This is a genomic window from Yersinia aldovae 670-83, from assembly GCF_000834395.1.
GTDB classification, from domain to species: domain Bacteria; phylum Pseudomonadota; class Gammaproteobacteria; order Enterobacterales; family Enterobacteriaceae; genus Yersinia; species Yersinia aldovae.
Map to the genome: position 1 here is coordinate 308,903 of NZ_CP009781.1, position 25,398 is coordinate 334,300.

Consider the following 25,398-nt stretch of genomic DNA (forward strand, 5'->3'; position numbering starts at 1 on the left):
CTTTTGCCCGCATGTAAGGTAATGGAGTTACCAGCCTCTGTTAGCGTCTGGAATTAACGTGTTATCCGGCATTTTTGCAGTAAATCTAAACCGGATTGATATTCTTTTGTCTGAATATTCATCATCCCAAGCAGGGTGTGGAATAGATTATCCTGCGATATTTCATCATGTTGAGCGCTATCAGTGAGGCACTGGCGGTTAATGCCGTAGTTTTTTGTATAGTCAGGGGATAACCACATTAAAAAAGGAATATGTGTCTGCTGGCTGGGGGCAAACATATAGGGTGTACCATGTAAATAGATACCATTTTCGCCCAATGACTCACCATGATCTGACAGGTAGACCAGCGCAGTGTTGAACTGTTCACTGTGCTGTTGCAGTAGCTTGATGGTGTTATCCAGCATGGTATCTGTGTATAGAATAGAATTGTCATAGCTATTAACCAGCGCCTGAGGGGGGCAATCCTGAATTTGGTTGCTATCGCAGGTCGGGGCGAATTTATTTATCTCAGGGCTGCTACGGCGATAGTAGGCAGGGCCGTGACTGCCCATTTGGTGTAATACGATAACGCCATCACCCGTTAGGCCGTTGATATAGTCATCTAACTTATACAATAATGCATTGTCCAGACACACTCCGTCGGTGCAATCAGCGGCCAATTGTAATTGCGTAACATCCTGATGTGGAATACGGTCACACGCGCCTTTACAGCCACCATCATTGTCGCGCCACAGCAGGTTCAGCCCGGCATGGGCTAAAATATCCATCAGGCCTTCCTGATGACTGGCCAGGGTAGCATCGTAATTTTTCCGCGCCATATTAGAGAACATGCAAGGAACGGAAACCGCGGTTTCCGTGCCACAAGATGAGGCGTTTTTGAAGTAGGTAACATCTTGTTTTTGCAAGCGAGGATTCGTCTCTCGGCTATAACCGCCTAGTGAGAAGTTTTCTGCACGGGCCGTCTCACCCACCACCAAAATGACCACTGTTTTTTTCTGTTGCCCGCGAATTACCGGCCCTTTATCGGCATCTTCCCCTATTCTCAGCAACGGCATGTTACTGGTGAAATATTTATGTTTGGCAAACTGAAAACTGCCCGTGACAAAATTTGAGGGCGTCAGCATTTTCACGATACTTTTATTATTACGAATCAGAGACGCATAATCTTTATAGAACAATGCGGCGATAAGCAAAATAATGACAAAAGAGATCAAAATATTTGCTACACGTAATCCCAGCATATACCACCACGGGCGGGTGGCTTTAATGTGAACAAAACAGACAATGAGGGCGGGCATAATGCCTAACACCAAGAGCCACACCGCCATACGTGGTGTGAAAAGGGCGGTGGCTTCTTGTGCGTTAGTCTCGAACGCGTTTTGCATCATATTGGCATCGATAACGGCACCATAACTAAAGATAAAATAGTTTGCGGCGGCGCTGCCCAATAGAAACAGAATCATGATGGATTTACGCAGCATTGGCAGCGCCAGCAAGCTAAAAATAATATTTAGCGCGCAGAAAATGACCACCGGAATGGTCGCGGCAAATAAGTAGCTGTCAATGGTGTCAAAGTGAATCAATGACCAGGCTTTAACAATAAATAGAGCATTCTGAAAGAGGGTAAAAAACAGCGTGCTGGCTAGAATAAAAGTTAATCCGTTACACTGTAACTTGCATCTGGCATTCATTGCGAAAATGGAACCTTAAATTGACTCATTGTCCAAACAATATCGAATGAAACTTAAGATAACCTTAGTGGTGGTGGCGCTAAACCGAGGCAATGCCCCGATTCGTTGCCAGAAATAGGTTTAGAAACTTGCCAGTCGTGGCGAAACAGTCTTCAATTAAGCTATCAGTAGCAGGAGGCTATGTGGCTCAGCAACTTGAGTTCTTCGACATTCCCAGCCCATGCCGCGGTATCTGTCAGGCAGATGATCGTGGCTTTTGCCGTGGCTGTCTGCGTAGCCGTGATGAGCGTTTTAACTGGATAAAAATGAGTGATGGGGAAAAACGCGATGTCTTGCGTTTATGCCGTCAGCGGTTACTGCGCTTACAACGTGCCAACAAACAACCCGATGAGCCACTGCCGGAACAACCTTCACTGTTTTAATTATCTGTCGGTTGTATAGCGCGTAATTAACTTACCCCCCGAATTAAGCCCCCATTCATTGTCGCAGGAGGATTTAACCTTGTGGTTGGATGTGTATGCTATAAGCAGATAAACAAATGAGGTAGCTAATAATGGATACACGTAGCCAACTGGCTCCGCTTGGGCCTGAGTTTTCGCGCATGATTTGCGGTTATTGGCGGTTGATGGAATGGGGCATGACGCCCGAACAGTTGTTGGCATTTATCGAGCAACATATTGAATTGGGTATTACCACCGCAGATCACGCTGATATTTATGGCGGATATCAATGTGAACAGGCATTCGGGCAGGCGCTACGTTTGAAACCGTCCCTGCGCGATCAACTGGAGTTAGTCAGTAAGTGCGGTATTGCGACCACAGCCAAGCCGCAGCATACCTTGGGCCACTACATTACAGATCGTTCTCATATTATTCATAGCGCAGAACAATCATTGACTCATTTACATACTGATTATTTAGATCTGCTGTTGATTCATCGCCCAGATCCATTAATGGATGCAGATGAGGTTGCCGAAGCGTTCACACAGTTGCACCAAAGTGGCAAAGTGAAGCACTTTGGGGTGTCAAACTTTACGCCCGCGCAGTTCAATTTATTGCAGTCACGTTTGCCGTTTTCACTGGTGACCAATCAGGTAGAGATTTCACCGTTGCATCAACCGTCGATTGTGGATGGTACTCTCGATGCTTGCCAACAGTTACGCATCAAGCCGATGGCCTGGTCTTGTTTGGGCGGTGGGCGTCTGTTCAGCGACCCTGAGTGCCAGGCACTGCGTGATGAGTTACAGGCCGTCGCTGGTGAAATCGGGGCGAGCAGCATTGAACAGGTGGTGTATGCCTGGGTATTGCGGTTGCCTTCTGCGCCATTGCCCATTATTGGTTCTGGCAAAATTGAGCGCGTTAACGCAGCCTGGCAGTCACTCTCTCTGACGATGACTCGCCAGCAGTGGTTCCGTATCCGCCGCGCTGCATTGGGCTATGACGTGCCATAAGTGTCTCCGTCGCGCCAGCTCTGTTCAGGCTGGCGCAGTTTGGTTCTCTTCGTCCGGCCCGGCCTGTTGTAATTGTGTCAGCGAACAATATAGCCGCCAGATTAACCCAGCCAGCTCGCGGCCAGAAGCATCCGGATATTGGCCTAAAATCGCACTCATCCGTTGTAGTTCCTGCAATGTGGCACTCAATGAAGTAGGTTGCACCCCTTTTGCGGTCATACACCCTTTCAGGCAGTGAATACAGACATCACGCACCGCAGACAGTGGTGCCGAGGTGGTCTGCCAATCGCGCAACTGCCAGACCACATGGCTGCAATTAAGCAGAACTACCCCCCAGCGCAATAACCACAAGCGAGCAGCCTTATCTTTACTGAGATTAAGTTGGTTTACCCGATGATAGATTAATGATTCAAATTGGCTCTGGCTTTGTTGCGGATGGCTGCTGATTTGATCACTAAAATCTTGGCGTAACATCCTGATGATACGGCGACTTTTGCGTTTGTCCGAACTGGGTCGCAATAATTGAAAAGCGACACCGGCCAACATCACTCCCACTAATTTACCAATGTTATCGTTAAGGAACTCTTGATAATCATAACTGGGTGGATTGGTGACGCTAAGGAATGAACCCATAAACACAATTAATTGCCCCCACAGGGCAGCATAAGCCGCGTGTTGTAGTTTCATCATCTGCATGGTGATCAGAATGGGGAATAGCAGCAGGGCAAATTGCCAAAAATCATCTATTTGCACCATGATGCCGAATTTTATAATAAAGCAGCCGATGGACAACAAAACGATGGCTTTCAGCAGCGTCGCGATGCTGTCCGTGGGAGAGGGGGTCGCGGAATAGAGCACACAACTGACGGCGGCCAACGCCAGTGCTGCGCTGCCAGCGCTCCACTGAGTATGAATCCAGAAAGCGCAACCAATCACGATACAAACAAAGGTGCGCAAGCCATTGTAGGCGGCCTCATAGGTATCGGTATGGCGGGCCAGTGGTGCCACGGCCGGCGGTGATCGCCTTGGTGCATCCGCCTCTTTATCTAATTGTGACAGCCAGCGATTGACCTCTAAATACTGCCAGCAAAAATGGCGTAACCTCAACCAGAAGGCGTGGTGACGGTAATCAAACGCATCATGTGGCGCGATGCGCTGTAATATTTTGGCTAACTGATATTTATCACAATCCGGCTGTTGCAGGGCATCCAGCAGTTGCACCAGCACGGTGGGCAAATTCTCCGGTGGACTTGGCCAGTTAACTAACATACGACGCAAACTGGTAATCACGCTGGTGATACGTAATTGACGATGCAGAATGAAATTCAATACATTATTTTGTTGCCGCAAACGGTAGTGGCTCCAGAACGCCTGAATCCGCAGCAGGTTCATCGTCAGAATCTGGCTGATTAGCCCTTCGTGTGATGTGCGTAATTGCGGGTTATGCTCGGTTTGCCACAATAACTGCGCATGTTCCAACAGGCGGGCTTGCATCCGCCGTAGCGATGTCAGTAAGGCTTCACCATCTGATGTGCTCGGTAGCAGCATCATCATCAGTCCACCGCACAGGATACCGGTAATCACCTCACAGACGCGCGCCTGAGCGATGTCGAAAATTTGCAAGGTGTCAGTGGTATCGACGGTTGAAAAGGCAATGATGGCGGTGGTGTAGCCCGCCAGAGCGAAGGCATAAGAAACATTATTCTGATAATGATTGGAAACAAATGTGCACAGCCCAATCCAGGCTGCAATGGAAAAAGTGAACAACCAGGGGTCATTTAGGCAGTGTCCGGCAATCATCAAGGAGGCGGCGGCACCCAGTAAACTACCAATCACCCGGCCAATACTTTTGCTAATAACCCCGCCGACGGTCGGAAAACTGACCACGGCGGCGGAGGTCATGGCCCAATATGGCTCATCCAAATTAAGCACAAAGGCTATCCACAGTGACAAACACATGGCGAGCGAATTGCGTAATGCATAACGCCATTGGCCCGCGCTAGCCTTGCCCCACGGTGTTTTTTGCCATAAAGAGAACGAGATACGCACCGATTAATCCGCCAGTGAAATAGTACATGTGGTGCCGGCAACCAGTGTCACTTCTGCCGGAACCGCCAATAGTTTTATCCTGACGGGAACCCGTTGTGCTAAACGTACCCAAGGGACGTTGGGTTTGACATCAATCAACAGATCGCTGCCGCTGGTATCGATACTCTGGTCATAAATGGCGCGACCAATACTTTCTACTACACCTTGTAAAGGAATGTTGCCATTATACAAAATAATATTGGCCTTATTACCTTCTCTAATGTGTCTCAGTTTAGTTTCCTCGAAATACCCCATCACATAGAATGAGTCTGTATCGATTAGTGCGACTAATGGAGTGCCAGCGGTCGCATAGTTACCGACACGCGTTTGCAAGTTGGTGATATAACCATTAGCTGGGGCATAAATACGGGTTTTGCTGAGATTCCATTTAGCCTGTTCAAGCTTTGCCAACGCGCCTTGATATGCGGCTTTCATGCTATCGGCGGTTAAGTTGGCAATATCGAGGTCTTCACCGGAAATAATATTTTTAGGTAAATTTCGGCGGCGTTGTGCTTCATGATTGGCTTTAGCAAGGTCTGCCTGCGCGCGCACTACGGCGGCTTGCGCATTATCCAACGCTAATTGATAAGGTTGTGGGTCAATTACAAATAATAGGCTACCAGAGCTTACCAACTGGTTATCATGAACTAATATTTGAACCAACTGGCCGGAAACCTCAGGGGTTATGCTGACTATTTCGGCACGGACTTTGCCATCACGGGTCCAGGGGGATTGCATATAATAATTCCACATCCACCAACCGGCACCCAAGGCAAGGGCGAATGCTATCACAGAGGAGAAATATTTAAGTGTTTGATAGTTCATCTTGTTTTACCAACTGGCTAAAATCCATAAAGAAACACTGACTGCAATGACAAAAATCGACAAATCCATTAATATTGGATGCCAGATTTCACCAGAGTAGATCCAATTCCGTAGTACATGATGGATCAATAGCCATAACACCAAACCTAGCATAACTGCCTTAAATATTGGCGGGAAATAGATTGAGGCACCCAGAATCAAGTCTGAAAGCGGTGCATTTGCAGGTGATACTGATACATGCATAAGGTTAATCCTTAAGAGGTAGTTTTAGTAAATACATCATTTTTACTAAAGGATTGGCCGTATTTATTGCTATTACCCTAGCATCGACGGTATATATACATTTGTGTTTTTAATGTTAATTACCCAAAATAGACTGGACGTAGGGAGTTATGCTAGCACGCTAATTAAAAGGAGGGGCAATTGGAATCGACATTAGGATCTGATTTAGCACGATTAGTTCGTGTTTGGCGCGCACTAATCGACCAGCGGTTGAAACCACTGGAGCTGACCCAAACGCATTGGGTTACTTTGCATAACATTCATCGTTTGCCACCTGAGCAATCACAAATTCAACTGGCAAAAGCGATTGGTATCGAACAACCATCATTGGTTAGAACCTTAGATCAACTGGAGGAGAAGGGGCTAATCACGCGGCATACCTGTGCTAATGATCGCCGCGCGAAAAGGATAAAACTGACGGAGGAATCTTCACCAATAATAGAGGAGGTTGATTGTGTTATATGCTCAACCCGTAAAGAAATTCTTGGTGGAATTTCAACCGATGAGATTAAAATGCTGTCTGGCCTGATTGATAAGCTTGAGAAAAATATTATTCAATTACAAAGCAAGTAAACTATAACGTTTTAAGATTATATTCACAGCGAAAGAAATAGCATTATTGGCACGAAAGAGAAGCAAGCCGAGGTTTGCAATGAACCCCGGCTTGTCTTTCTCTGACTGTTAGCGTGGGCTGACTGTCACGGTGCTGCCACTGCTGGCTAACATGACACGCTGACCAACGCTGAAGCGGGTTGAACCTTGTTTTTGCACAACCAGAATAGTGGTGCCATCATCTTTGCGGACTTCCAGTTGCACGCCGTCAGTGCGGTTGATTGCTCCCTGAACCCCTTGCCCTGCCATACCACCTGCCACAGCACCGGCTGCGGTCGCCAGGCTACGGCCAGTGCCGCCACCGACGGTATTACCGAGGAATCCACCTAATACTGCGCCACCGATAGCCCCCACGATATTATTTTCATCGCCGCCTTGAATCGTCACCGGACGAACAGAAACGAGGGTGCCGTAAGTCACGGTTTGTACTTGCTTAGCTTGAGATGCACTAAACACATCGCCTGACAGGGTATTGTTATTAGTACAACCGGTCAGTGTTACTGCAACGATAGCAACGGCAATTAATGGCTTAATCATAAAAACTCCTATTAAAAATGCATAACCGTATTACGGTCAGTATCCCAAGAACATCCAAATCCAGCCCATTAAAGGCCCTGTATTTACACAAAGTATGGCTTACCCAAGTGTTTATTTCACTACTTACTTAATGTAGGTATCTGCGCGTTTTTTCGACTAACGCTGACAGACATGCAGCTTAGCGCTTTATGCTTCAACCAATATTAAACGGCTGTTTAACTTTCTTAAAGTAAGAAATATTACTGCCATAACGAATACTGTAAGCATTAGTGACTTTTATGTGACCATCCCGACAAATAAAAAACAGAGTTTCGGACATCACCTTATGGCGGTATACACTTAAAAAAGTATATCTTTTCATGGCGTTAATTTTATTATTCCGCCCAGTATCGGGACGTCTTACTGCTATTTAATTCCTCAATGGGGAAATAGGGTCATTGCTATGAAATCAGGCCGTTTTATTGGGGTTATGTCAGGAACCAGTTTGGATGGTGTGGATGTCGTGCTGGCAGCCATTGATGAGCGAATGGTGGCGCAGCAAGCCAGCTATAGTCACCCCATGCCGTTAAAGCTGAAAAAAGACATTCTGGCTATGTGTCAGGGTCAGGCTACGACGTTGTCAGCCGTGGGGCGGCTTGATGCCGAACTGGGGAGGTTATTTGGCGAGGCGGTGCTAGCGTTGCTCGCTCAAGCAGGGCTGACGGCGCAGGACATCACCGCGATTGGGTGTCATGGTCAAACGGTTTGGCATGAGCCGTTGGGCGAGCCTGCTTTCACCATGCAATTGGGCGATAACAACCGTATTGCCGCCATGACCAATATTACGACTGTGGGTGATTTTCGCCGCCGCGATATGGCCTACGGGGGGCAGGGCGCGCCACTGGTGCCAGCATTTCACCATGCGTTGCTCGCTCATGCGACAGAAAAACGGATGGTATTGAATATTGGTGGTATTGCTAATTTATCGCTGCTGCTACCGGGTTTACCTATTCGTGGTTTTGATACCGGCCCCGGTAATATGTTGATGGATACTTGGATCTGGCGTAATCGTTCTTTACCTTATGATAAAGACGCGCATTGGGCGAATACCGGGAAAGTCCATCAACCCTTACTTGATCTTATGCTTAGCGATCCCTACTTTGCCAAACCCGCGCCGAAGAGCACGGGGCGCGAATACTTCAATGCCGGTTGGCTAGACAAGCAATTGGCTAAAATCCCAGGGCTGGCCGCTGAGGATGTGCAGGCGACGTTGGCTGAATTGACGGCGTTTTCAATCGCAGAACAGGTGCTGTTGGCTGGGGGTTGTGAGCGGCTTTTGGTGTGTGGTGGTGGGGCGCGTAACACCTTGGTGATGGCGCGGATGTCAGCTTTATTGCCGGGAACCGAAGTGAGCGTCACCGATGACTTTGGCGTCAGTGGCGACGACATGGAGGCACTGGCATTTGCCTGGTTAGCATTTCGCACGTTATCGGGTAAATCCGGTAATTTACCCTCTGTTACCGGTGCCAGTTGCGAAACCATTTTAGGAGCAGTCTATCCTGTATCGCCACGGTGAGGGTGTTAAGCTGCTCTAGACACCGCGGCTTAACTTCAACAAAGAGGGCGACACAAATGAAACATTTATGGTTTTTAACGTCAGGGTTGGCAGCAACAGCCGTATTGATGCTGGCAGGATGCAGCATGGTACAACCTAAAAACGAAACGTTGCATTACCAGTGCGGCACCACCAAGCTGACGGTTATGCAAGACAATCGGCAGGATAAGGTCAGTTTGGTGATGAACGGTGAACAGCTAACGTTGCTACAGGTACGCGCAGCATCGGGCACCAAATACAGTGACGGCCATTATACTTTCTGGTCGAAAGGCAACGGTGCATTTATTGAGCGTGATGAGAAAATCATTATCAATGACTGTGTTCTGATCAAGTAATAGGGCTATTGCTGGCGTAGGATGATTGTGATTCTGCTGCGGCAAGGGCAGAATGGTAATCACTGTTTTCCTGCGCGGGATAGAGCCTTATATGACTGAGAATAATGAATTTGATGTGGCGGATTTGCGCCGTGAATATATTCGTGGTGGCCTGCGTCGCAGTGATTTAAGCGAGAATCCATTGGAATTATTTGAGCGTTGGCTAAAGCAGGCGTGTGAGGCACGCTTGCCGGACCCAACAGCCATGTGTGTGGCCACGGTTGATGCCAGCGGTCAGCCTTATCAGCGCATTGTCCTGCTGAAACACTATGATGAGCAGGGGTTGGTGTTCTATACCAATTTGGGGAGCCGCAAAGCGCAGCAACTGGCTGAAAACCCCCATATCAGTTTGCTATTCCCTTGGCATATGCTAGACCGACAAGTGATTTTTCTCGGCAAAGCTGAACGACTTTCTACGCTAGAGGTGCTGAAGTATTTCAGTTCCCGTCCAAAAGACAGCCAGATAGGGGCTTGGGTTTCGCAGCAATCGACTCGAATCTCTGCCCGTGGGGTTCTGGAAAGTAAATTCCTTGAATTGAAGCAAAAATTCCAGCATGGCGAGGTGCCATTACCCAGTTTTTGGGGGGGATTTCGCGTGAAATTTGATTCAGTTGAGTTCTGGCAAGGAGGCGAACACCGTCTGCATGACCGCTTTATCTATCAACGGGATGCAGATACCTGGAAAATTGACCGTTTAGCGCCGTAAGAGTGATGAAATAATTGTGGTTAAGCCTAGCGCTCGTTGGGCGGGCGCTTTATTCTATACCCTTCGTACTTGAAGCCGCAGGGGTGTTCGCCACGTTCATTTACCCAAGTCACTTACAGGTCATTGACCTTAAAATGAATAGACTTATCGGGATTTGTTCGCTTGCCGCCTGCTTGCAATGCCAAGTTCTTTAGGTATATATCCTGTTTATGCTAAAGAAGACAATTTTTGTAAAAAACAAATTTTTGTAAAAGACAATGGAGTCGTTGATGACCAGCAGCAACCTGATTAAACAATTGCAAGAGCGGGGCCTCGTTGCCCAGGTTACGGATGAAGACGCGTTAGCAGAGAGACTGGCGCAAGGGCCAATTTCACTGTATTGCGGTTTCGATCCTACCGCAGACAGCTTGCATTTGGGTCATCTGGTTCCGTTGTTATGCCTAAAACGCTTCCAGTTGGCAGGGCATCGCCCGGTTGCTCTGGTGGGCGGGGCCACCGGTATGATTGGTGATCCGAGCTTTAAAGCCAGTGAACGTAAGCTAAATACTGAAGATACGGTAAATGAATGGGTTGAGAAGATCCGCCGTCAGGTTTCACCTTTCCTCGATTTTGACTGCGGTGACAATAGCGCGATTGCGGCCAATAACTACGACTGGTTTGGTGGCATGAATGTGCTGACCTTCCTGCGTGATATCGGTAAACACTTCTCTGTGAATCAGATGATTAACAAAGAAGCGGTAAAACAGCGCCTGAATCGTGATGACAGTGGTATTTCATTCACTGAATTTTCCTACAATCTGTTGCAAGCGTATGATTTTGCCTGCCTGAATAAAGCGCACGGTGTGGCGCTGCAAATCGGTGGATCTGACCAATGGGGTAATATTACCTCAGGTATTGATTTGACCCGCCGTCTGCATCAACAGCAGGTTTACGGCTTGACCGTACCATTAATCACCAAAGCTGACGGCACCAAGTTCGGTAAGACCGAAGGTGGCGCAGTCTGGCTTGATCCGAAGAAAACCAGCCCGTACAAATTCTACCAGTTCTGGATCAATACCGCCGATGCTGACGTTTACCGCTTCCTGAAGTTCTTTACTTTCATGAGCCTGGAAGAGATTAACGCACTGGAAGACGAAGATAAAAACAGCGGTAAAGCCCCTCGTGCACAATACGTATTGGCCGAGAATGTCACCGGTATGGTGCATGGTGTGGAGGGTCTGGCGGCCGCTAAACGTATCACTGCCAGTTTGTTCTCTGGCGATTTGAATGAAATGACGGAAGCTGATTTTGCACAGTTGGCGCAAGACGGTATGCCAACCGTTGAGTTGAGCCGTGATGCGGATTTGCAACAGGCGCTGGTTAACGCTGAACTGGTGCCATCTCGTGGGCAGGCACGCACCATGATTAGCTCTAATGCGGTGGCGCTTAATGGTGAGAAACAGGCTGATCCTGAATACATCTTTACTGATGCTGATCGCCTGTTTGGGCGCTACACCTTACTGCGTCGCGGTAAAAAACATTATTGCCTGATTAGCTGGCTATAAGAAAAAGATAAGATAAGGGGCAGAGATGTCCCTTATTTTTTGGCTAATGTCTTATATACCCCTGGATTTCAATTTGCAGGCAGGCGCAATTTGGAAGATGACGGGTATTTTTTATGGGCTAACTTTAGGCCGTACCAATGAAAAATATACTTTCGATTCAGTCTCACGTTGTTTTTGGCCATGCTGGCAATAGTGCCGCTGAATTTCCTATGCGCCGGATGGGTGTCAATGTTTGGCCGCTGAATACTGTCCAGTTTTCCAATCATACGCAATATGGTCACTGGGCCGGTTGTGTAATGCCCGCCAGCCATTTGACTGAAATCGTGCAAGGCATTGCCGATATCGACCGGTTGAAAGATTGTGATGCGGTGCTAAGTGGTTATATCGGTTCACCTGAGCAAGGTGGTCATATACTGGCCGCGGTGGCGCGGGTTAAACAAGCTAATCCCAATGCCTGGTATTTTTGCGATCCGGTGATGGGGCACCCTGAAAAGGGCTGTATCGTCGCGCCAGGTGTGGCGGAGTTTTTCTGCCAGGAAGCACTGCCGGCCAGTGATATCATTGCACCTAACTTGCTTGAACTGGAGCAACTCAGCGGTGGGCGGGTGGAGAATGTCGAGCAGGCGGTTAAGGTCGCTCGTGAGCTTTGTGCCAAAGGGCCGAAAGTCGTGCTGGTTAAGCATTTGAGCCGCGCCGGTTATCACGCCGATTGCTTTGAAATGTTATTGGTTACTGCTGATGAGGCCTGGCACATCAGCCGCCCGCTGGTGGATTTTGGTGCGCGTCAACCGGTTGGTGTTGGTGATCTCACCAGTGGTCTATTGCTGGTGAATTTGCTAAAGGGCGAGCCATTGGATAAAGCGCTTGAGCATGTCACGGCTGCGGTGTATGAAGTGATGCTGAAAACCCAAGAGATGGGTGAGTATGAACTTCAGATTGTGGCGGCTCAGGATGCCATTGTTAATCCTGCCAGCCATTTTATTGCCAATCCCCTTCGTACTTGATGCGCCAGGGGGGAGCTGCGTGTACTTACCCCTGCTGACTTAACAGTGCCCCTATTAAGGGGGCACCATAATCAATCTTATTATTTTATCTTTTCTGCGGCTAGCGCGGCTTTTACTGCCGTGCGTTCAGCAACACGTACCATATATTGATCTAAATGGCTGCGAGCTGTTATTTCAACATTAAGGGCTGTGGCCCAACGAGTTACGGTAAATAAATAAGCATCAGCCACACTGAATTTTTTGCCCAACAGATAATCATGCTGTGCTAATACACTGTCAACATAGCTGAATTGATTATTCAGGCGTTCACGCGCAATGATTTTATATTCTTCAGGTGTTTTCGGGTTAAACAGCGGGCTGAAGCCTTTGTGTAATTCAGTGGCAACGAAGTTTAACCATTCAATGGCATGGTAGCGAGCAAGGGTGCCCGATGGTGCGATCAAGTGGCGATCTGGCACAATATCTGCCAGATATTGCACGATAGCAACACCTTCGGTCAGTAAACTGCCGTCATCGAGTACCAACGCGGGAACTTGCCCTTTAGGGTTGATGCTCAAATAGTTTTTACCCGTTTCAGTAATTTTACTGGCCAGGTCAACGCTTTCAATACTGAAGTCTAACCCTGCTTCACGTAATATAATATGGGGAGACAGAGAACAGGCATTGGGTTTATAGAACAGTTTCATCGCAAACTCCTTAATAGAGCACTGAAAGAAAAAAGCTTCCTTAATCCTAAGGCAGACAAGAGGAAAATGCAGCTAGTGACGTAATATAATTGTGCGAGGATGGGTATTTTGCTGGTTTTAGCTGTATCAGTTTATTCAATTTTGCTAATTACCCTACAACGAAGGCATTGGCCCCCGCTGTAGGGATTTCTATGACAGTTATTATCTGGCAGTAGAAAGTGATTACCGTGGTGGGCGTGTGCTGATCGAGGCTGACCAGCTAAAAGTCGTCATACTTGGGGCCGTTTTTTTAGTTTTTTTCTCAACGCGGGTTAACTTGGCGATTTGTTCACGGGCGTTCATGACTTTTTCTATTGCTTCGTCTTTGACTTTATTTTGTTCTGAGTTGGTTAATGCACGTCCTAAATTAATTCTTGCTCTGTCGAGTTGGGTTTTGACGTCACGTTGCTCACTTTCGGTCATATCTTTTAATGTCAGCTTTTTCATTTTTTTCGCCTTGTTTGCCTCAGTCCTACTCAGTGTACAACTTTATCTTAAGTGGATATGTAAGAGATTGCGATCCAGACGACATTAATCACCATAAAAGCCTGTTAATGGCTCGGTGTTGCGATAATAAACCGCGATTGAACCCAGTAAGCGCAGCCGCTCCTGGTAAATGACCACCAGAGCGGCGTGCAACGAAAGAGCAGATAAGCTAATGGCGTCACAATAATCGCACACCATAGCCCCACAATAGCACTGTCAGGCCGAGGAGGAATTCCAGCACCAAGACACCAATAGCAAAAGTAGATCCGGAAAAGATAAATCCCTCCTGCCTATCGATATTTAAGAATGTTGGGATACCTAAATACATCAAATAACCGGTATAGCACAGTGCGACAATCCCGACCAGTAAGCACAGCCAGATCATCGGGTAGAGTGCGACAACGCCGCCCAGAAACATGGGTGTGGCGGCATAACCGGCAAATCGGGTGCAACTTTGCCAACTGGGGCGGTTTTCATAGCGGCGGGCCATCCAGTAAATTACCCGCCCCATTAGGGCCACGGCAGCCAGTATTAAAATATAGAAAATAATTGCACAGTAGAGTGCGGTCATGGGGGTTAGTTTGATTACCCGGCCTTCACCAAAGTTCCAACCTACCTGCGTTGTACCGATAAATGCGCAAATCACTGGAATGGCGGCCAACAGCAGGACGTGATGTGCGTAGAGGTGCTGAATACTTTCACCTTCACGTTTGATTTGTTGCAGTTCCTGGCTTGGATGTGTCAGAAGTCCCCAAACATGGTTGATCATAAGCCACCTCTTAACCCGCGACAGACCGTCAATAACGGACGGATTACACCCTCATAGTTCATCAGGATGCGAATTAACATACTGCGTTCTGATCTCAGTATAGTTTATTTTTTGCGCGCTAATAATGTGATGAAAGTATCACTGATAAAGTGAGTGATACCCTGAATGTGAGTAAATGTTTATGATAAGTAAGTGACTTAATTAATATATATAGGAGCACGCAATGGGTGTTCAGGGGAGTGATCGTCAGATCGACAATATCGAGTTTGCTGTCAGCGATATTGCGCGTTCGAAAGCGTTTTATGGTGCCGTTTTTAACTGGTGTTTTACCGATTATGGGGCGGAGTATTGTGAGTTTACTGATGGCCGATTGACGGGCGGTTTCAGCCAGGTGAGTGAGATTCACCCCAACGGCGGGCCGCTAATTATTTTGTATGCGGATGATTTGGAGCAAACACAGCAACGGCTGGAACAGGCGGGTGCTACCATTGTGCTGCCGACGTTCTCTTTCCCCGGAGGGCGTCGTTTCCACTTTACCGATCCAGATGGTTATCAGTTAGCGGTATGGTCTGATAAATCAATCTTGCCGGGTTTCATTTGAAAAAAACGCCCTCGAAAGGGCGCTTTCAACTCAGCCGCTAATTAGGCGGTGGTTACGGGGGTGATATCTTTGTGATCGTTGGGTGCCAATGTCATACGATACAGTTTTGGTGCTATTAGCATCATTAATACAGAGATAATGGCAGTAACGATCCCAATCTGCATAAAGACATGGCTATAGATTGCTAATGACGCATGTGCATCAGTGATATCACTGGGTACGGCGGTTAATGCCGCAACTTTACCGGCGATCAACGCTGCCGCTGCGGTAGTCAGGAACCATGACCCCATGATAAAGCCCATCAGACGCTGAGGTACTAACTGAGCAACCATTGCCAGTCCCAGACCAGAAATCATCAACTCACCGATACTTTGTAACGCATAGCTCAAGATCAACCAATTAACCGAAACGATACCGTGTTCGTTGGCAAAACTTGCCCCCCACGGTAATACCAGGAATGCCGCGGAGCAAAGAACCATGCCGAAAGCAAATTTGTGCGGCATTGGCAGGCGGTCACCCATCTTGTTATAGATGGCAGCCAGTATCGGGCTGGCAACCATAATCCAGAATGGATTCAGTGCCTGATATTGCTCTGGTTCGAATGCAATGCCAAAGATGGAGTGTTCTACGTTATGGATAGCGAAGAAGTTCAGTGAAGTCGGCATTTGGCTGTACAACACGAAGAATACTACCGCTTCCAACATCAGTAAGAATGCAACAATCATTCGGCGGCGGGCAGTGCCATGCAGAGAAAATGTCTCTTTAGCAAAGATGAAGATAATACCCAGAGAAACCAGCGCCAATGCCCAGCGGGCCACTATCTGATTGTGCAGTAACCAGCTCGACAACGTGACCAGTGCCACGACACCGACCAGAACCATCAGCAATTTTTTAAACTGTAATGGTGCGAAGTCAGGCTTGGAACCTTGGTTTTTTACCCATTTGCGGCAGAACCAGAAGTTGACTAACGTGATTAGCATCCCCACCACGCTGAGGGAGAATGCCACACTCCAGCCATATTTGGCCGCTAACCACGGGGTTGCCAGCATAGAGAAGAACGAACCGATATTGACGGACATATAGTACATGGTGAATGCACCGTCCAAACGCGGATCGTCTTTGTTATAACACGTTGACAGCAGGGAAGAGGGGTTGGCTTTGAACAAACCATTACCGACGGCGATAGTCGCCATACCCAGATAAACCCAGAAAATATCATGGCCGGAGTAGGCTATCATGGCGTAACCCGCCGCCAGCGTTAACGCGCCGAGTACGATGACACGTTTTGCGCCGAGCACTTTATCCCCTAACCACCCGCCGATGGCAACAAAGCCATAAACCAGGGCGCTGAAGGAGGAGAATAAGGTGATTGAATCGGCTTCGCTCATCCCGAGCATTTTTACCAGATAGACGGCCATGATCCCTTGCAGGCCGTAATAACCAAAGCGCTCCCAAAGCTCGATAGAGAAGATAAGGTAGAACGCTTTTGGTTGTTTGAACGCATTCATACTGATGCTTTCAAGTTGCTCACCGTTAGGCGGTTGTTGATTGTTGTTTGCTGTTGACACAGGGACCTCTGTTTTTCACTACCGGTCATAAATGACAGGAGAGACAAAAGTGAATGCGCGAATGGCATCCTTTTGTATTGTTATAAGATGATTGGCGGCGGTTAATGTTCACTATCTTTGTCAGCGTGACAAGTGTTTTGTAATACGCCGTTACATATAACCAAGGCAGGCCGATATCGCCATGTTACAAATGTTATGCAGTATTAACGTTTATGTTTTCGTGGTTTGGCGAATTTTTGTTTTGATTGGAAGTGTGGCGAATTTTATTTAGTGATATATCCTGCTATTTGTTTCATAAGTAGAGAATGTCGTTATATCAATGTGAATAAGCAACCCAATGTTGTGCTTATAGGAAAAAATCTGAAATTATCCAAAATTAAGGGAGATGTTAACCACAGAGGCGAGCGGGGTGACAGGTTAATTGAACGCAATGTTAGATAATTATGTAAATTTTTTGCCTAAGAAAAGACTCGTGTGGCAGAACATATGATAGCCATGTTATCAGCCCACCAAAAACCCTATTGGGGGCTGTAGCAAAAAGTTAAAATAGCCCCTAATTTTAACGTCAGTTACCACCGTGGGCGATCACCTTGGCTGAGTATCAGGAAATGTTGTTTGATAGCGATTGCTTGCCAGCGCGACAAGCTGGTCGGTCAGCAAACTCTGGGCCTCAGATTGAGGCGGTGGAAATGAGGAAATAGCCGTCGATAAGGCTTGGATATCGTCGCTTGGTAAGGGTATCACCTGCTGGGTTACAGGTTCTTGAATCTCCATATTCAAATCGCCCAAACCGGCGTAAATTACCTGGAGTTCCTCGCGTTTCAGGAAAAAATGGCCCTGTCTAAGCAATCTCATATACAACTCACCAGGAAACTCCCCCCCAAGATCAACATTAATAAACACCTTGGATGGGGAACCTTTGTTATCAAAATTAATTAATACAAACTCCATCTTGCTAAGGTTATATTCGGTATTTAAAGATATCAGTTCTCTTTGTCGAAAAATAACGTGGTTTTCATTGCGCAGAGAGCGTGGGTGTTTATTTCCTTTCTCCAAAATATGAACTTTACGTCCTTTTAATTCAGGCAATGCCAATCTATCGTTTTTAAGACTGAAATTGTTAATAACAGAAATCTTTGGATTGTCGGTTAGAGAAAATTCATAACCGCTTAACCCTGCGTGACTATCTGGCTGTAATTGTGTCTGCTTAGCCAGCGAAGGCGCTTCTTGCCACTGTGGTTGCCTCCCTGTTTTCAATGTGTGATACAGTTGATCGTCGATTAATAGCGTTTGTTTGTTTGCTAATCTTATTCTTTTAAATCGCGAATCCATATCCCCATTGGGAATAAGAGGTTCTGATAGTGGGTTTATTATTAAGCTGGCGTCAGGATTATCGGTAAATATCAGTTTTATGGCTTGCGTTGATGTCTGCAATTCAACGCGCAGGTTATCTGGCGTGATCCCCTTACGTAACCGAATGACTTGGTTTTCTTTATTAACATTTTTAGTGCCAAACTGCGCACTTCCCGCCGGAGTCACACTTGCGTGACCATAAGATTCATCATAGTACACTGCGCCACGGTGATAGAGGTCAACCGGCTTGTTTTGATCCGATGAATATATCTCTCTGAGAGCCAATAGGTCCGCATCGCCAAAGCCATTATTGGGCTGATTGAACGCGCCTTCACGGAGCATGGTCCCTCCCATAATACTCCCGTCAATATTTGTTTGTGATGGCGGCAGGTGTGCTAATCCCAAAGCATGGCCTAGCTCGTGGGCAATGTTTTTTTTGAAGTTTTCTATTCCTAATGCGGCTGAAGACCTTATCCAGACAGGTATCGGCCCTGAAAAATCACCGCTATTGACGGTAGTGCCATCGTTTTTGTAATCCGAGCCATGTAAGCTGGGATTCGCACTATAGAGGTCGGCATAGCCGCTGAGACTGCTAAAGCGCGTTTGTTTTTTTGTGAGCTGCTGAAACTGCCCAAATGTGATTTGAGCAGGGCCTTCCTCAACGAAAATGAAACGTAGATTTGTTGTTTCTTCAATAGTTTTCAGCGCGGCTTTCGTTAGGTGGATTTCTTCTGATGTAAAAGGACCGGGATTCTCTACTTCGGGCCAGATATTCATCGGGTCCTTGCCTGCGGCCAGAAATTTAACTGTCAACGTCGTTTCAGTACCCGGGGTATGAGGCCATTGACCCAGGCGGTTACGGACAAGTTGATTAGCCAGGGGGTGAGTATGATTGTCAGGATTCGGGTTATTAATGTTCATAAGCGATTTCACTTCCTGATAAGGTTAATTAAGTGCGTCGGGGGATAACCGGCGCGGAGAACTTAAAATGCCTTTGTTTTAACTAACAACCATACAGGATATAGAATGTTTATTAACTTAATTATTATTAATTTAGTTACCAATTAATTAAATGATGCATTTCGTAGTTGTTGATAATGCCATTTAAACATAATTTATAGATCATTAATATGATAACTAATAATATTTGTTGAGTGTAATTCTCACTGTTAAGTCATGGTGTTTTGTATTTTATTTCTTATGAAATCTGTAATTAAATGGAACTATGATGGCCGGTAGGCTATGTCCTTTGCGGTTGAAAGAAAAATATAGATTTAACCGCCGTATGGTTGAGGTGTAATCATCTGAATATCGTATCTTGGTTATCGTATATTTATAACTAAAATAAATATGATATTATTATCCATAATAAAAGATGTTATTACGTTAGCCAAAATCGGGCTATACAGTGAGTGCGGATAAATAAAAATCCGCGATCATTGGACCGCGGATCGCCGGAGGTGATTTCGCTGCGCGCAATCATGCTGGCAGCGCAACCTTGCTAAAAATGGCCGTGATCCCGACGCCAGGCATCTGCGGTTAGCGCTTCGCCAAAGTGACTGGAGATCAGCCGCTTGGTGAGATCATGCAGGGGGGCTGCCAGGACTTCGGCGGTGCTGCCACGCTCCACTACTTCCCCTTCATGCATCACAATGACCTGATCGCTGATATGTTTCATCATGCCCAGATGCTGGGTGACATAAATATAGGATATACCGTGTTTTTCTTGTAATTCCAGCATCAGATTAATGATTTGCGAGCGCATGGACATATCCAAAGACGCCAGTGCTTCATCTGCCACAATCACTTTGGGTTGCAGGATCAAGGCTCGCGCCAGTGCCACACGCTGTTTTTGACCCGATGCCAGCATATGTGGGTAGTAATTAGCATGATCTGGCAACAACCCCACCTGACGCAGCGTTTGATAGATGCGCAGCTCACGCGCGCCGGCATCAAGATCCGTATTAAGCTTAAGCGTCGCATCCAGCAGTTGGCCGATACGCTGGCGCGGGTTTAGCGAGGTACTTGGATCCTGGAAAATCATACGAATACGTTGGCTACGATAGGCGTAATCACCATAATTTAGGCGATGATCGTCAATTAGCAACTCACCGGCCGTCGGCTCAATCATCCCCGATAGCATTTTTGCCAATGTGGATTTACCCGAACCATTTTCACCAATCACCGCCAGGGTTTGGCCTTCACGCAGGGTAAAACTCACTGATTTTACCGCCTCCACATGCTGGCGGCGAAATAAGCCGGTGCGGTAGCGAAAGGTTTTGCTCAGATTACGGACTTCAAGCAACGTCTCGGCCATTATTGCTCCTCCAGATTTAAGGGGAAATGACAGGCAAAGGCGTGGTTTTTGACCAGCCGCAAGCGTGGGGTTTCAATGCATGTCTTTTGCGCGTAAGGGCAACGTGGCCCCAGGCGGCAACCTATCGGTAAATGTTCCAGTGACGGAATGGCTCCTGGTAAGGTATTCAGGCGGCTTTTATGAGGCAGCGAGCGGCCAAAATCAGGCATTGCCCGAATCAGCGCCTGAGTATAAGGGTGATGAGGGGCAGCCAGCAGCTCTTCACAAACGGCACTTTCTACCGTCTGGCCACAATACAGCACATTCACGCGATTTGCCCATTTGCTCATCATCTGCAAGTCATGGCTGATCAGCAAAATCGTGGTGTTATTATTCTGGTTCAACCGCGCCAACAGGCGGAATATCTGAGCCTGAGTGGTTGGTTCCATTGCGTTAGTTGGTTCGTCGGCGATAAGTAACCGTGGCTGATTTGCCAGCGCGATGGCAATCATCACCTTCTGGCATTCGCCTTCAGTCAACTCATAAGGATAACTGCGCATAATATCGTTGTGGTCTTTAATCCCCACGCGGTGCAGTAACTCTATTGCGCGGCGTTTTCGCCAATGAAATCGCTGCCACCAGCGGCCTTTATAAGTCCAGCCGGGGATTGCCTGCATCAGTTGCTCGCCTATGCTCTCTGACGGGTCCAGACAGGATTGCGGCTCCTGAAAAATCATTGAAATATTATGGCCGATCACCTTACGCCGCTCGCGTGGGGTTAATTGCAGTAAGTCGATATCGTCAAAACGAAAACGGTCGGCGGTGATACGCCAGTTATCTTTACTGACACCACAAATGGCTTTAGCAATCAGGCTCTTGCCTGATCCAGATTCCCCCACTAAGCCACGCACTTCACCTTCGGTCAGCGTCATACTGACACGATCAACGGCCTTAACTGGCCCTTCGGCGGTGATAAATTCAATGGTGAGGTTACGAATATCAAGTAACGGCATTATTCTACCCCCGCATTAATCGCACGGCGCATACCATCACCCAGCAGGTTAACCAACAGCACGCTGACCAAAATTGCACCACCCGGTAGCATCACAGTCCAGGGGGCGACATAGACTAAATCCAGCGAGTCACCCAGCATCGCTCCCCATTCTGGCGAGGGGAGTTGCGCGCCTAAGTCCAGAAAGCCCAACGCGGCAATATCCAAAATTGCCATTGATAATGCACGGGTAAATTCGGTCACCAGCACGGCGGCGATATTGGGCAAAATGGCGTAGACAAGAATATGCGGGGTTGACGCGCCATCCAAACGGGCGGCAATGACATACTCTTTATCCAACTCATCATGAACTGCGCTATAAATGGTACGAACCATGCGCGGTAGCAATGCCAGCCACACTGCGAACATCGCATGTTCTAAACTTGGGCCAACAAAAGCGACCACAATAATGGCCAGTAACAGCGACGGAATGGAGAGCAATGTATCCAGTACATGATTAAGAATAGCTGAACGAAAACCGTGGGTGATACCTGCAAATACGCCAAGCACCACGCCACATAATGCTGCGGCAACGGTGACCAGCAGTGCGGAACCATAAGTCGATGCGGCCCCGGCCAATAAGCGGCTTAAAATATCGCGGCCCAGGTCGTCAGTACCGAGGAAGAACGAAACATTACCGTAGCGCGACCAGGACGGTGGCAGCAATTGGTAGCCCAAAAACTGTTGATCGAGTGCGTAAGGTGCCAGCGTACTCCCCAGCAGGCACAGCAATAGCAACGCCAGGACGCCGTAGAACCCCACCATCGCCAGGCCATCAGAATAGAAAAGCCGCCAGGTGTACAGCAGCGGGCTGGGCATTTTCTTTTCGCGGTAGACATTATCGAAGGGCATACCATTCCTTGTGCTTTAACGGCGTCATCATTGCGCCAATAATATCCGACAGGACGTTAATGACAATGACCAGTGAGCCGACCACCATCACTCCGGCAGAGATAGCCGCGTAATCTTGTTGACGAATAGCATTAATCAGCCAGCGGCCCAGCCCCGGCCAGTTAAACACCACCTCTGTTATCATCGCCAGTGTTAGCATGGTGGAGAACTGCAACCCCAATTTTGGAATGATAGGCGGCAAGGCGTTATGCAACACATGGCGGCGAATAATCGTCAATCGCGATAAACCACGGGTGGCTGCTGCTTTGATGTAATTCTGACTAATTACGTCATCGGTACTGGTGCGCATCAGGCGGATGACTTCAGTGGTGGGGGCCACCGCCAGAGCGGTAATCGGTAAAATCATATGTTGCAGAGCACTGATCATCATTTCTCTACGATACGGTGACGTTGACAGCCAGGCATCAACCAGTGCCAGCCCGGTAACCGGTTTGACCTGATAAAGCAGGTCAAACCGCCCTGAAACCGGTAGCCAGCCCAGATGCAGTGAAAAGAACAGCATCAGTAGCAGTGCCAGCCAGAAAACCGGTATCGAGAAACCGAGCAATGCCACCGAACTGATGGCGATATCAGCCCATTTTCCGCGCATCGCGCCTGCGGTAATGCCCAGTGGAATTCCGACAAACAGCGCCAGAGTAAAGGCCAGTACGCATAACTCCATCGTGGCGGGGAAGGCTTCGCGCAGTTGCTCGCTGATAGGTTGGCCGTTAATACTGGACACCCCAAAATCCCATTGCAGCAGGCTGCTGAAATAGAAACGGTATGCATCAAATAGCGCGGCTCCATTGAGTGGCGCGTGGGGGGTAAAATAGCTCAGACTAAAGCTAACCAGTGACAACATAAACAGGGTTATCACTAACAGCAATAGACGCCGCAGGGTGAAGATAATCATGGTTTTTTACCCTCATCGCTCTCGCGGAATACACCGGCAAAAGACGCGTTACCAAACGGGCTTAGTACCAAGCCTTTAATATCATAACGGTATGCTTGCAACCGCAACGACGAGGCTAATGGCAGTAACGGCAATTGTTGCTCCAGAATTCGCTGAGCCTGCTGATAATATTCAATACGAGCTGATAGTTGCTGAGAACGTAATGCTCTTTGCAGCAGCTCATCAAACTGTGGGTCACACCAGTGAGCATAGTTTGTTTGCGATCGAATTGCTGCACAGCTTAATAATGGCCGGAAGAAACTGTCGGGATCGTTACTGTCGGTAGACCAACCCGATAATGTCAGGTCGTGGTTCATCTCCATCAAGCGTGCTTCCTGGAAACGCCCCTCCACGGGCACAATATTGACTGTAATACCGACTTGCGCCAAATCAGCTTGAATCAGTTCAGCGGTTTTCAATGGGCTGGGGTTATAGGATTGCGACGCGGTAGGCACCCATAAATTGAGTTGTAATTTCGTTAGCCCCAACTCTTTTAGGATTGTTTTGGCTTTTTCTGGATTGTATTCAGTTACCTGCGCCTGATTATCATAAGCCCATGAAGCGCGTGGTAGAATCGATGCTGCGGTTTCTGCGGTGCCGTAATAGATTGATTGCATTAATCGTTGGTTGTTAATCGATAAGGCAATTGCCTGGCGGACTTTTTGGTCATTCAGCGGCGGTTTACGGGTATTGAATGCCAGATAAGCCACATTCATTCCTGGCCGCAGAGTCAGGCGCAGACGAGGGTCATCACGTAAGATAGACAATTGGCTAGCTGCCGGATAAGCCAGCACATCACACTCACCGGTCAACAGCTTAGATAAACGGCCCGTCCCTCCTGCACCTAAATCAATAACCACCTGCGGCATCCGTGGTAACCCTTTCCAGTATTTGCTATTACGAAACAGGCGGATATATTGCCCGGAGCGATATTCATTGAGCATAAAAGGGCCGGTTCCGACCGGTTGGCGATCAATCTGCGCCTGCTGGCCTTTTTGCGTCAGAACATCGGCATATTCAGCAGAGAGCACCGGGGCATAGTGGGTGGCCAGGTGCCAAAGAAATGAAGCATCTGGCGCTTTGAGCTTAAATTCTACCGTGTAATCATCCAATTTTTTGACACTTTGTACCGCATCGGCAAATTGTAAACTATCAAAGTAGGGGTACTCACCGCCATTGACATCGTGGTAAGGGTGGTGTGAATCAAACACGCGCTGGAAACTGAAAACCACGTCATCGGCATTCATCATGCGCGTTGGGGTAAACCAGTCGGTGTCCTGGAACGGCACATCTTTACGCAAATGAAAACGGTAGGTGGCCCCGTTATCCAATACTTGCCAGTCTTCTGCCAGTTCCGGCATCAGCCGATAGGTATAAGGGTCCACATCCAACAAACGGTCATAAAGTTGCGCTGCCAGTGTATCGATGGTTAACCCGCTGCTGGCCATTTGCGGGTTAAAGGTATTGAGTATCCCGCTGACACAATAGACAAAACCGCGTTGACGGATATCCGGCAGTGGTTGAACAAACGGTGCTACTGGCGCAGGTTGCGCCAGTGCAGGGGTCGCCAGGCAAGCAAGCGACAGCATCCAAATCAGTAAACTACGCATAAACGCTTTCGCAGTAAGTAAGCAATATGCTTAGTGTACCGTAATCTGGCAATCCCCCCAATCCATTGCACAAAACAACTGCATCGCCTGCTGCTTGTTGCAGCAATTAAGGTGAATAAGCAGCAAATAGTTGTTTATCTGGCAGGAAATGGGGTTCGGCATAATGTCATTCAGCGCTGTTACTTTCTTACCATGAGCATAATTCCATCAAGTTTAGTGTGGTAATGAGAAAAATTCTCAACAAAGGTGTTTACAACTGGTATTGATAACCATTATCATTGCTTCGCTCTTCGGGATAAGGCCAGCAGTTTTAGGCTTTTGACAGGAAAGCACGACATTGCTCACATTGCTTCCAGTGTTTTTTAAGCCAGCTCGGGTGCTGGCTTTTT

24 protein-coding genes are annotated in these 25,398 nt (G+C 47.7%); 9 read left to right on the forward strand and 15 right to left on the reverse strand.

Annotation, left to right across the window (positions count from 1 at the left end):
* Positions 1-53: 53 nt before the first annotated feature.
* A complete protein-coding gene (eptA, locus tag AT01_RS01480) occupies positions 54-1,691 on the reverse strand; it encodes a phosphoethanolamine transferase EptA (protein ID WP_042545791.1) in 1,638 nt (545 codons plus the stop codon).
* Between the two features lie 182 nt (positions 1,692-1,873).
* Here eptA and AT01_RS01485 point away from each other — a divergent pair, with 182 nt between their 5' ends.
* Together AT01_RS01485 and AT01_RS01490 are read left to right on the forward strand one after the other, a co-directional pair.
* Positions 1,874-2,113 (forward strand): DUF1289 domain-containing protein, encoded by a 240-nt coding sequence (locus AT01_RS01485; protein WP_004700222.1) that lies wholly within the window; start codon positions 1,874-1,876, stop codon positions 2,111-2,113.
* 131 nt (positions 2,114-2,244) lie between these two features.
* On the forward strand, positions 2,245-3,141 hold the full coding sequence (locus AT01_RS01490; RefSeq protein WP_042545792.1) for an aldo/keto reductase: 897 nt from the start codon (positions 2,245-2,247) through the stop codon (positions 3,139-3,141).
* A gap of 24 nt (positions 3,142-3,165) precedes the next feature.
* On the opposite strand, the gene AT01_RS01495 is transcribed toward AT01_RS01490, so the two are convergent.
* Genes AT01_RS01495 through AT01_RS01505 form a run of 3 tightly spaced genes read right to left on the reverse strand, consistent with a single transcriptional unit; the run spans position 3,166 to position 6,297 of the window.
* Positions 3,166-5,190 (reverse strand): FUSC family protein, encoded by a 2,025-nt coding sequence (locus AT01_RS01495; protein ID WP_042545793.1) that lies wholly within the window; start codon positions 5,188-5,190, stop codon positions 3,166-3,168.
* Positions 5,191-5,193: 3 nt separating this feature from the next.
* The gene (locus AT01_RS01500; RefSeq protein ID WP_042545794.1) at positions 5,194-6,054 is read right to left on the reverse strand and encodes an efflux RND transporter periplasmic adaptor subunit; all 861 of its coding nucleotides are present in this window, start codon (positions 6,052-6,054) and stop codon (positions 5,194-5,196) included.
* A 6-nt stretch (positions 6,055-6,060) separates the two neighbouring features.
* Positions 6,061-6,297, reverse strand: coding sequence for a DUF1656 domain-containing protein (locus tag AT01_RS01505; RefSeq protein ID WP_042545795.1), 237 nt, complete (start codon positions 6,295-6,297; stop codon positions 6,061-6,063).
* 180 nt (positions 6,298-6,477) lie between these two features.
* Here AT01_RS01505 and slyA point away from each other — a divergent pair, with 180 nt between their 5' ends.
* On the forward strand, positions 6,478-6,909 hold the full coding sequence (gene slyA, locus AT01_RS01510) for a transcriptional regulator SlyA (RefSeq protein WP_004700212.1): 432 nt from the start codon (positions 6,478-6,480) through the stop codon (positions 6,907-6,909).
* A gap of 108 nt (positions 6,910-7,017) precedes the next feature.
* Here the strand turns inward: slyA and AT01_RS01515 are convergent, their stop codons facing one another.
* Entirely contained in the window at positions 7,018-7,485 is a 468-nt protein-coding gene (locus AT01_RS01515) for an outer membrane lipoprotein (RefSeq protein WP_004700211.1), read from the reverse strand.
* A gap of 442 nt (positions 7,486-7,927) precedes the next feature.
* Here AT01_RS01515 and anmK point away from each other — a divergent pair, with 442 nt between their 5' ends.
* The 5 genes from anmK (at position 7,928) to pdxY (ending at position 12,707) form a co-directional block, all read left to right on the forward strand.
* Positions 7,928-9,040 (forward strand): anhydro-N-acetylmuramic acid kinase, encoded by a 1,113-nt coding sequence (gene anmK, locus AT01_RS01520; protein ID WP_004700207.1) that lies wholly within the window; start codon positions 7,928-7,930, stop codon positions 9,038-9,040.
* 56 nt (positions 9,041-9,096) lie between these two features.
* Complete coding sequence (locus AT01_RS01525) at positions 9,097-9,414, forward strand: MliC family protein (RefSeq protein ID WP_042545796.1); 318 nt, start codon at positions 9,097-9,099, stop codon at positions 9,412-9,414.
* Between the two features lie 91 nt (positions 9,415-9,505).
* Positions 9,506-10,159 (forward strand): pyridoxamine 5'-phosphate oxidase, encoded by a 654-nt coding sequence (pdxH, locus tag AT01_RS01530; protein WP_042548445.1) that lies wholly within the window; start codon positions 9,506-9,508, stop codon positions 10,157-10,159.
* A 269-nt stretch (positions 10,160-10,428) separates the two neighbouring features.
* Positions 10,429-11,703 carry a tyrosine--tRNA ligase gene (gene tyrS / locus AT01_RS01535; RefSeq protein WP_042545797.1) on the forward strand — a complete coding sequence of 425 codons (1,275 nt, stop codon included), beginning with the start codon at positions 10,429-10,431 and terminating at the stop codon, positions 11,701-11,703.
* A 137-nt stretch (positions 11,704-11,840) separates the two neighbouring features.
* A complete protein-coding gene (gene pdxY / locus AT01_RS01540; RefSeq protein ID WP_042545798.1) occupies positions 11,841-12,707 on the forward strand; it encodes a pyridoxal kinase PdxY in 867 nt (288 codons plus the stop codon).
* 80 nt (positions 12,708-12,787) lie between these two features.
* Here the strand turns inward: pdxY and gstA are convergent, their stop codons facing one another.
* The 3 genes from gstA to AT01_RS01555 form a co-directional block, all read right to left on the reverse strand.
* Complete coding sequence (gene gstA, locus AT01_RS01545) at positions 12,788-13,393, reverse strand: glutathione transferase GstA (protein WP_042545799.1); 606 nt, start codon at positions 13,391-13,393, stop codon at positions 12,788-12,790.
* A gap of 222 nt (positions 13,394-13,615) precedes the next feature.
* Positions 13,616-13,879 (reverse strand): DUF3811 domain-containing protein, encoded by a 264-nt coding sequence (locus AT01_RS01550; protein ID WP_042545800.1) that lies wholly within the window; start codon positions 13,877-13,879, stop codon positions 13,616-13,618.
* Between the two features lie 217 nt (positions 13,880-14,096).
* Positions 14,097-14,687 carry a Yip1 family protein gene (locus tag AT01_RS01555; RefSeq protein ID WP_082039523.1) on the reverse strand — a complete coding sequence of 197 codons (591 nt, stop codon included), beginning with the start codon at positions 14,685-14,687 and terminating at the stop codon, positions 14,097-14,099.
* A 223-nt stretch (positions 14,688-14,910) separates the two neighbouring features.
* Between AT01_RS01555 and AT01_RS01560 the strand changes: the two genes are divergently transcribed.
* Positions 14,911-15,288, forward strand: coding sequence for a VOC family protein (locus AT01_RS01560; protein WP_042545801.1), 378 nt, complete (start codon positions 14,911-14,913; stop codon positions 15,286-15,288).
* 41 nt (positions 15,289-15,329) lie between these two features.
* On the opposite strand, the gene dtpA is transcribed toward AT01_RS01560, so the two are convergent.
* The 7 genes from dtpA to sapA form a co-directional block, all read right to left on the reverse strand.
* Positions 15,330-16,856, reverse strand: coding sequence for a dipeptide/tripeptide permease DtpA (gene dtpA, locus AT01_RS01565; RefSeq protein ID WP_042545802.1), 1,527 nt, complete (start codon positions 16,854-16,856; stop codon positions 15,330-15,332).
* 585 nt (positions 16,857-17,441) lie between these two features.
* Entirely contained in the window at positions 17,442-19,130 is a 1,689-nt protein-coding gene (locus tag AT01_RS01570; protein ID WP_042545803.1) for a zinc metalloprotease, read from the reverse strand.
* 580 nt (positions 19,131-19,710) lie between these two features.
* On the reverse strand, positions 19,711-20,526 hold the full coding sequence (sapF, locus tag AT01_RS01575; protein ID WP_042545804.1) for a putrescine export ABC transporter ATP-binding protein SapF: 816 nt from the start codon (positions 20,524-20,526) through the stop codon (positions 19,711-19,713).
* Positions 20,526-21,518 (reverse strand): putrescine export ABC transporter ATP-binding protein SapD, encoded by a 993-nt coding sequence (gene sapD, locus AT01_RS01580; RefSeq protein ID WP_004700185.1) that lies wholly within the window; start codon positions 21,516-21,518, stop codon positions 20,526-20,528. The genes sapF and sapD overlap by 1 nt, the downstream gene beginning before the upstream one ends.
* Positions 21,518-22,408, reverse strand: a complete 891-nt coding sequence (sapC, locus tag AT01_RS01585; RefSeq protein ID WP_042545805.1) for a putrescine export ABC transporter permease SapC — start codon at positions 22,406-22,408, stop codon at positions 21,518-21,520. Before sapC ends, sapD begins: the two co-directional genes overlap by 1 nt.
* The gene (gene sapB, locus AT01_RS01590) at positions 22,395-23,360 is read right to left on the reverse strand and encodes a putrescine export ABC transporter permease SapB (RefSeq protein WP_042545806.1); all 966 of its coding nucleotides are present in this window, start codon (positions 23,358-23,360) and stop codon (positions 22,395-22,397) included. The genes sapC and sapB overlap by 14 nt, the downstream gene beginning before the upstream one ends.
* On the reverse strand, positions 23,357-25,009 hold the full coding sequence (sapA, locus tag AT01_RS01595; protein WP_042545807.1) for an ABC transporter substrate-binding protein SapA: 1,653 nt from the start codon (positions 25,007-25,009) through the stop codon (positions 23,357-23,359). Before sapA ends, sapB begins: the two co-directional genes overlap by 4 nt.
* Between the last annotated feature and the right edge of the window lie 389 nt (positions 25,010-25,398).

Excerpts from the sequence above, each read along its gene's own strand:
- eptA (WP_042545791.1), bottom strand. The coding sequence starts at position 1,691 with ATGAATGCCAGATGCAAGTTACAGTGTAACGGATTAACTTTTATTCTA.
- AT01_RS01490 (WP_042545792.1), top strand. The coding sequence starts at position 2,245 with ATGGATACACGTAGCCAACTGGCTCCGCTTGGGCCTGAGTTTTCGCGC.
- AT01_RS01500 (WP_042545794.1), bottom strand. The coding sequence starts at position 6,054 with ATGAACTATCAAACACTTAAATATTTCTCCTCTGTGATAGCATTCGCC.
- AT01_RS01505 (WP_042545795.1), bottom strand. The coding sequence starts at position 6,297 with ATGCATGTATCAGTATCACCTGCAAATGCACCGCTTTCAGACTTGATT.
- AT01_RS01515 (WP_004700211.1), bottom strand. The coding sequence starts at position 7,485 with ATGATTAAGCCATTAATTGCCGTTGCTATCGTTGCAGTAACACTGACC.
- anmK (WP_004700207.1), top strand. The coding sequence starts at position 7,928 with ATGAAATCAGGCCGTTTTATTGGGGTTATGTCAGGAACCAGTTTGGAT.
- AT01_RS01525 (WP_042545796.1), top strand. The coding sequence starts at position 9,097 with ATGAAACATTTATGGTTTTTAACGTCAGGGTTGGCAGCAACAGCCGTA.
- pdxH (WP_042548445.1), top strand. The coding sequence starts at position 9,506 with ATGACTGAGAATAATGAATTTGATGTGGCGGATTTGCGCCGTGAATAT.
- tyrS (WP_042545797.1), top strand. The coding sequence starts at position 10,429 with ATGACCAGCAGCAACCTGATTAAACAATTGCAAGAGCGGGGCCTCGTT.
- pdxY (WP_042545798.1), top strand. The coding sequence starts at position 11,841 with ATGAAAAATATACTTTCGATTCAGTCTCACGTTGTTTTTGGCCATGCT.
- gstA (WP_042545799.1), bottom strand. The coding sequence starts at position 13,393 with ATGAAACTGTTCTATAAACCCAATGCCTGTTCTCTGTCTCCCCATATT.
- AT01_RS01550 (WP_042545800.1), bottom strand. The coding sequence starts at position 13,879 with ATGAAAAAGCTGACATTAAAAGATATGACCGAAAGTGAGCAACGTGAC.
- AT01_RS01555 (WP_082039523.1), bottom strand. The coding sequence starts at position 14,687 with ATGATCAACCATGTTTGGGGACTTCTGACACATCCAAGCCAGGAACTG.
- AT01_RS01560 (WP_042545801.1), top strand. The coding sequence starts at position 14,911 with ATGGGTGTTCAGGGGAGTGATCGTCAGATCGACAATATCGAGTTTGCT.
- AT01_RS01570 (WP_042545803.1), bottom strand. The coding sequence starts at position 19,130 with ATGAACATTAATAACCCGAATCCTGACAATCATACTCACCCCCTGGCT.
- sapF (WP_042545804.1), bottom strand. The coding sequence starts at position 20,526 with ATGGCCGAGACGTTGCTTGAAGTCCGTAATCTGAGCAAAACCTTTCGC.
- sapD (WP_004700185.1), bottom strand. The coding sequence starts at position 21,518 with ATGCCGTTACTTGATATTCGTAACCTCACCATTGAATTTATCACCGCC.
- sapC (WP_042545805.1), bottom strand. The coding sequence starts at position 22,408 with ATGCCCTTCGATAATGTCTACCGCGAAAAGAAAATGCCCAGCCCGCTG.
- sapB (WP_042545806.1), bottom strand. The coding sequence starts at position 23,360 with ATGATTATCTTCACCCTGCGGCGTCTATTGCTGTTAGTGATAACCCTG.
- sapA (WP_042545807.1), bottom strand. The coding sequence starts at position 25,009 with ATGCGTAGTTTACTGATTTGGATGCTGTCGCTTGCTTGCCTGGCGACC.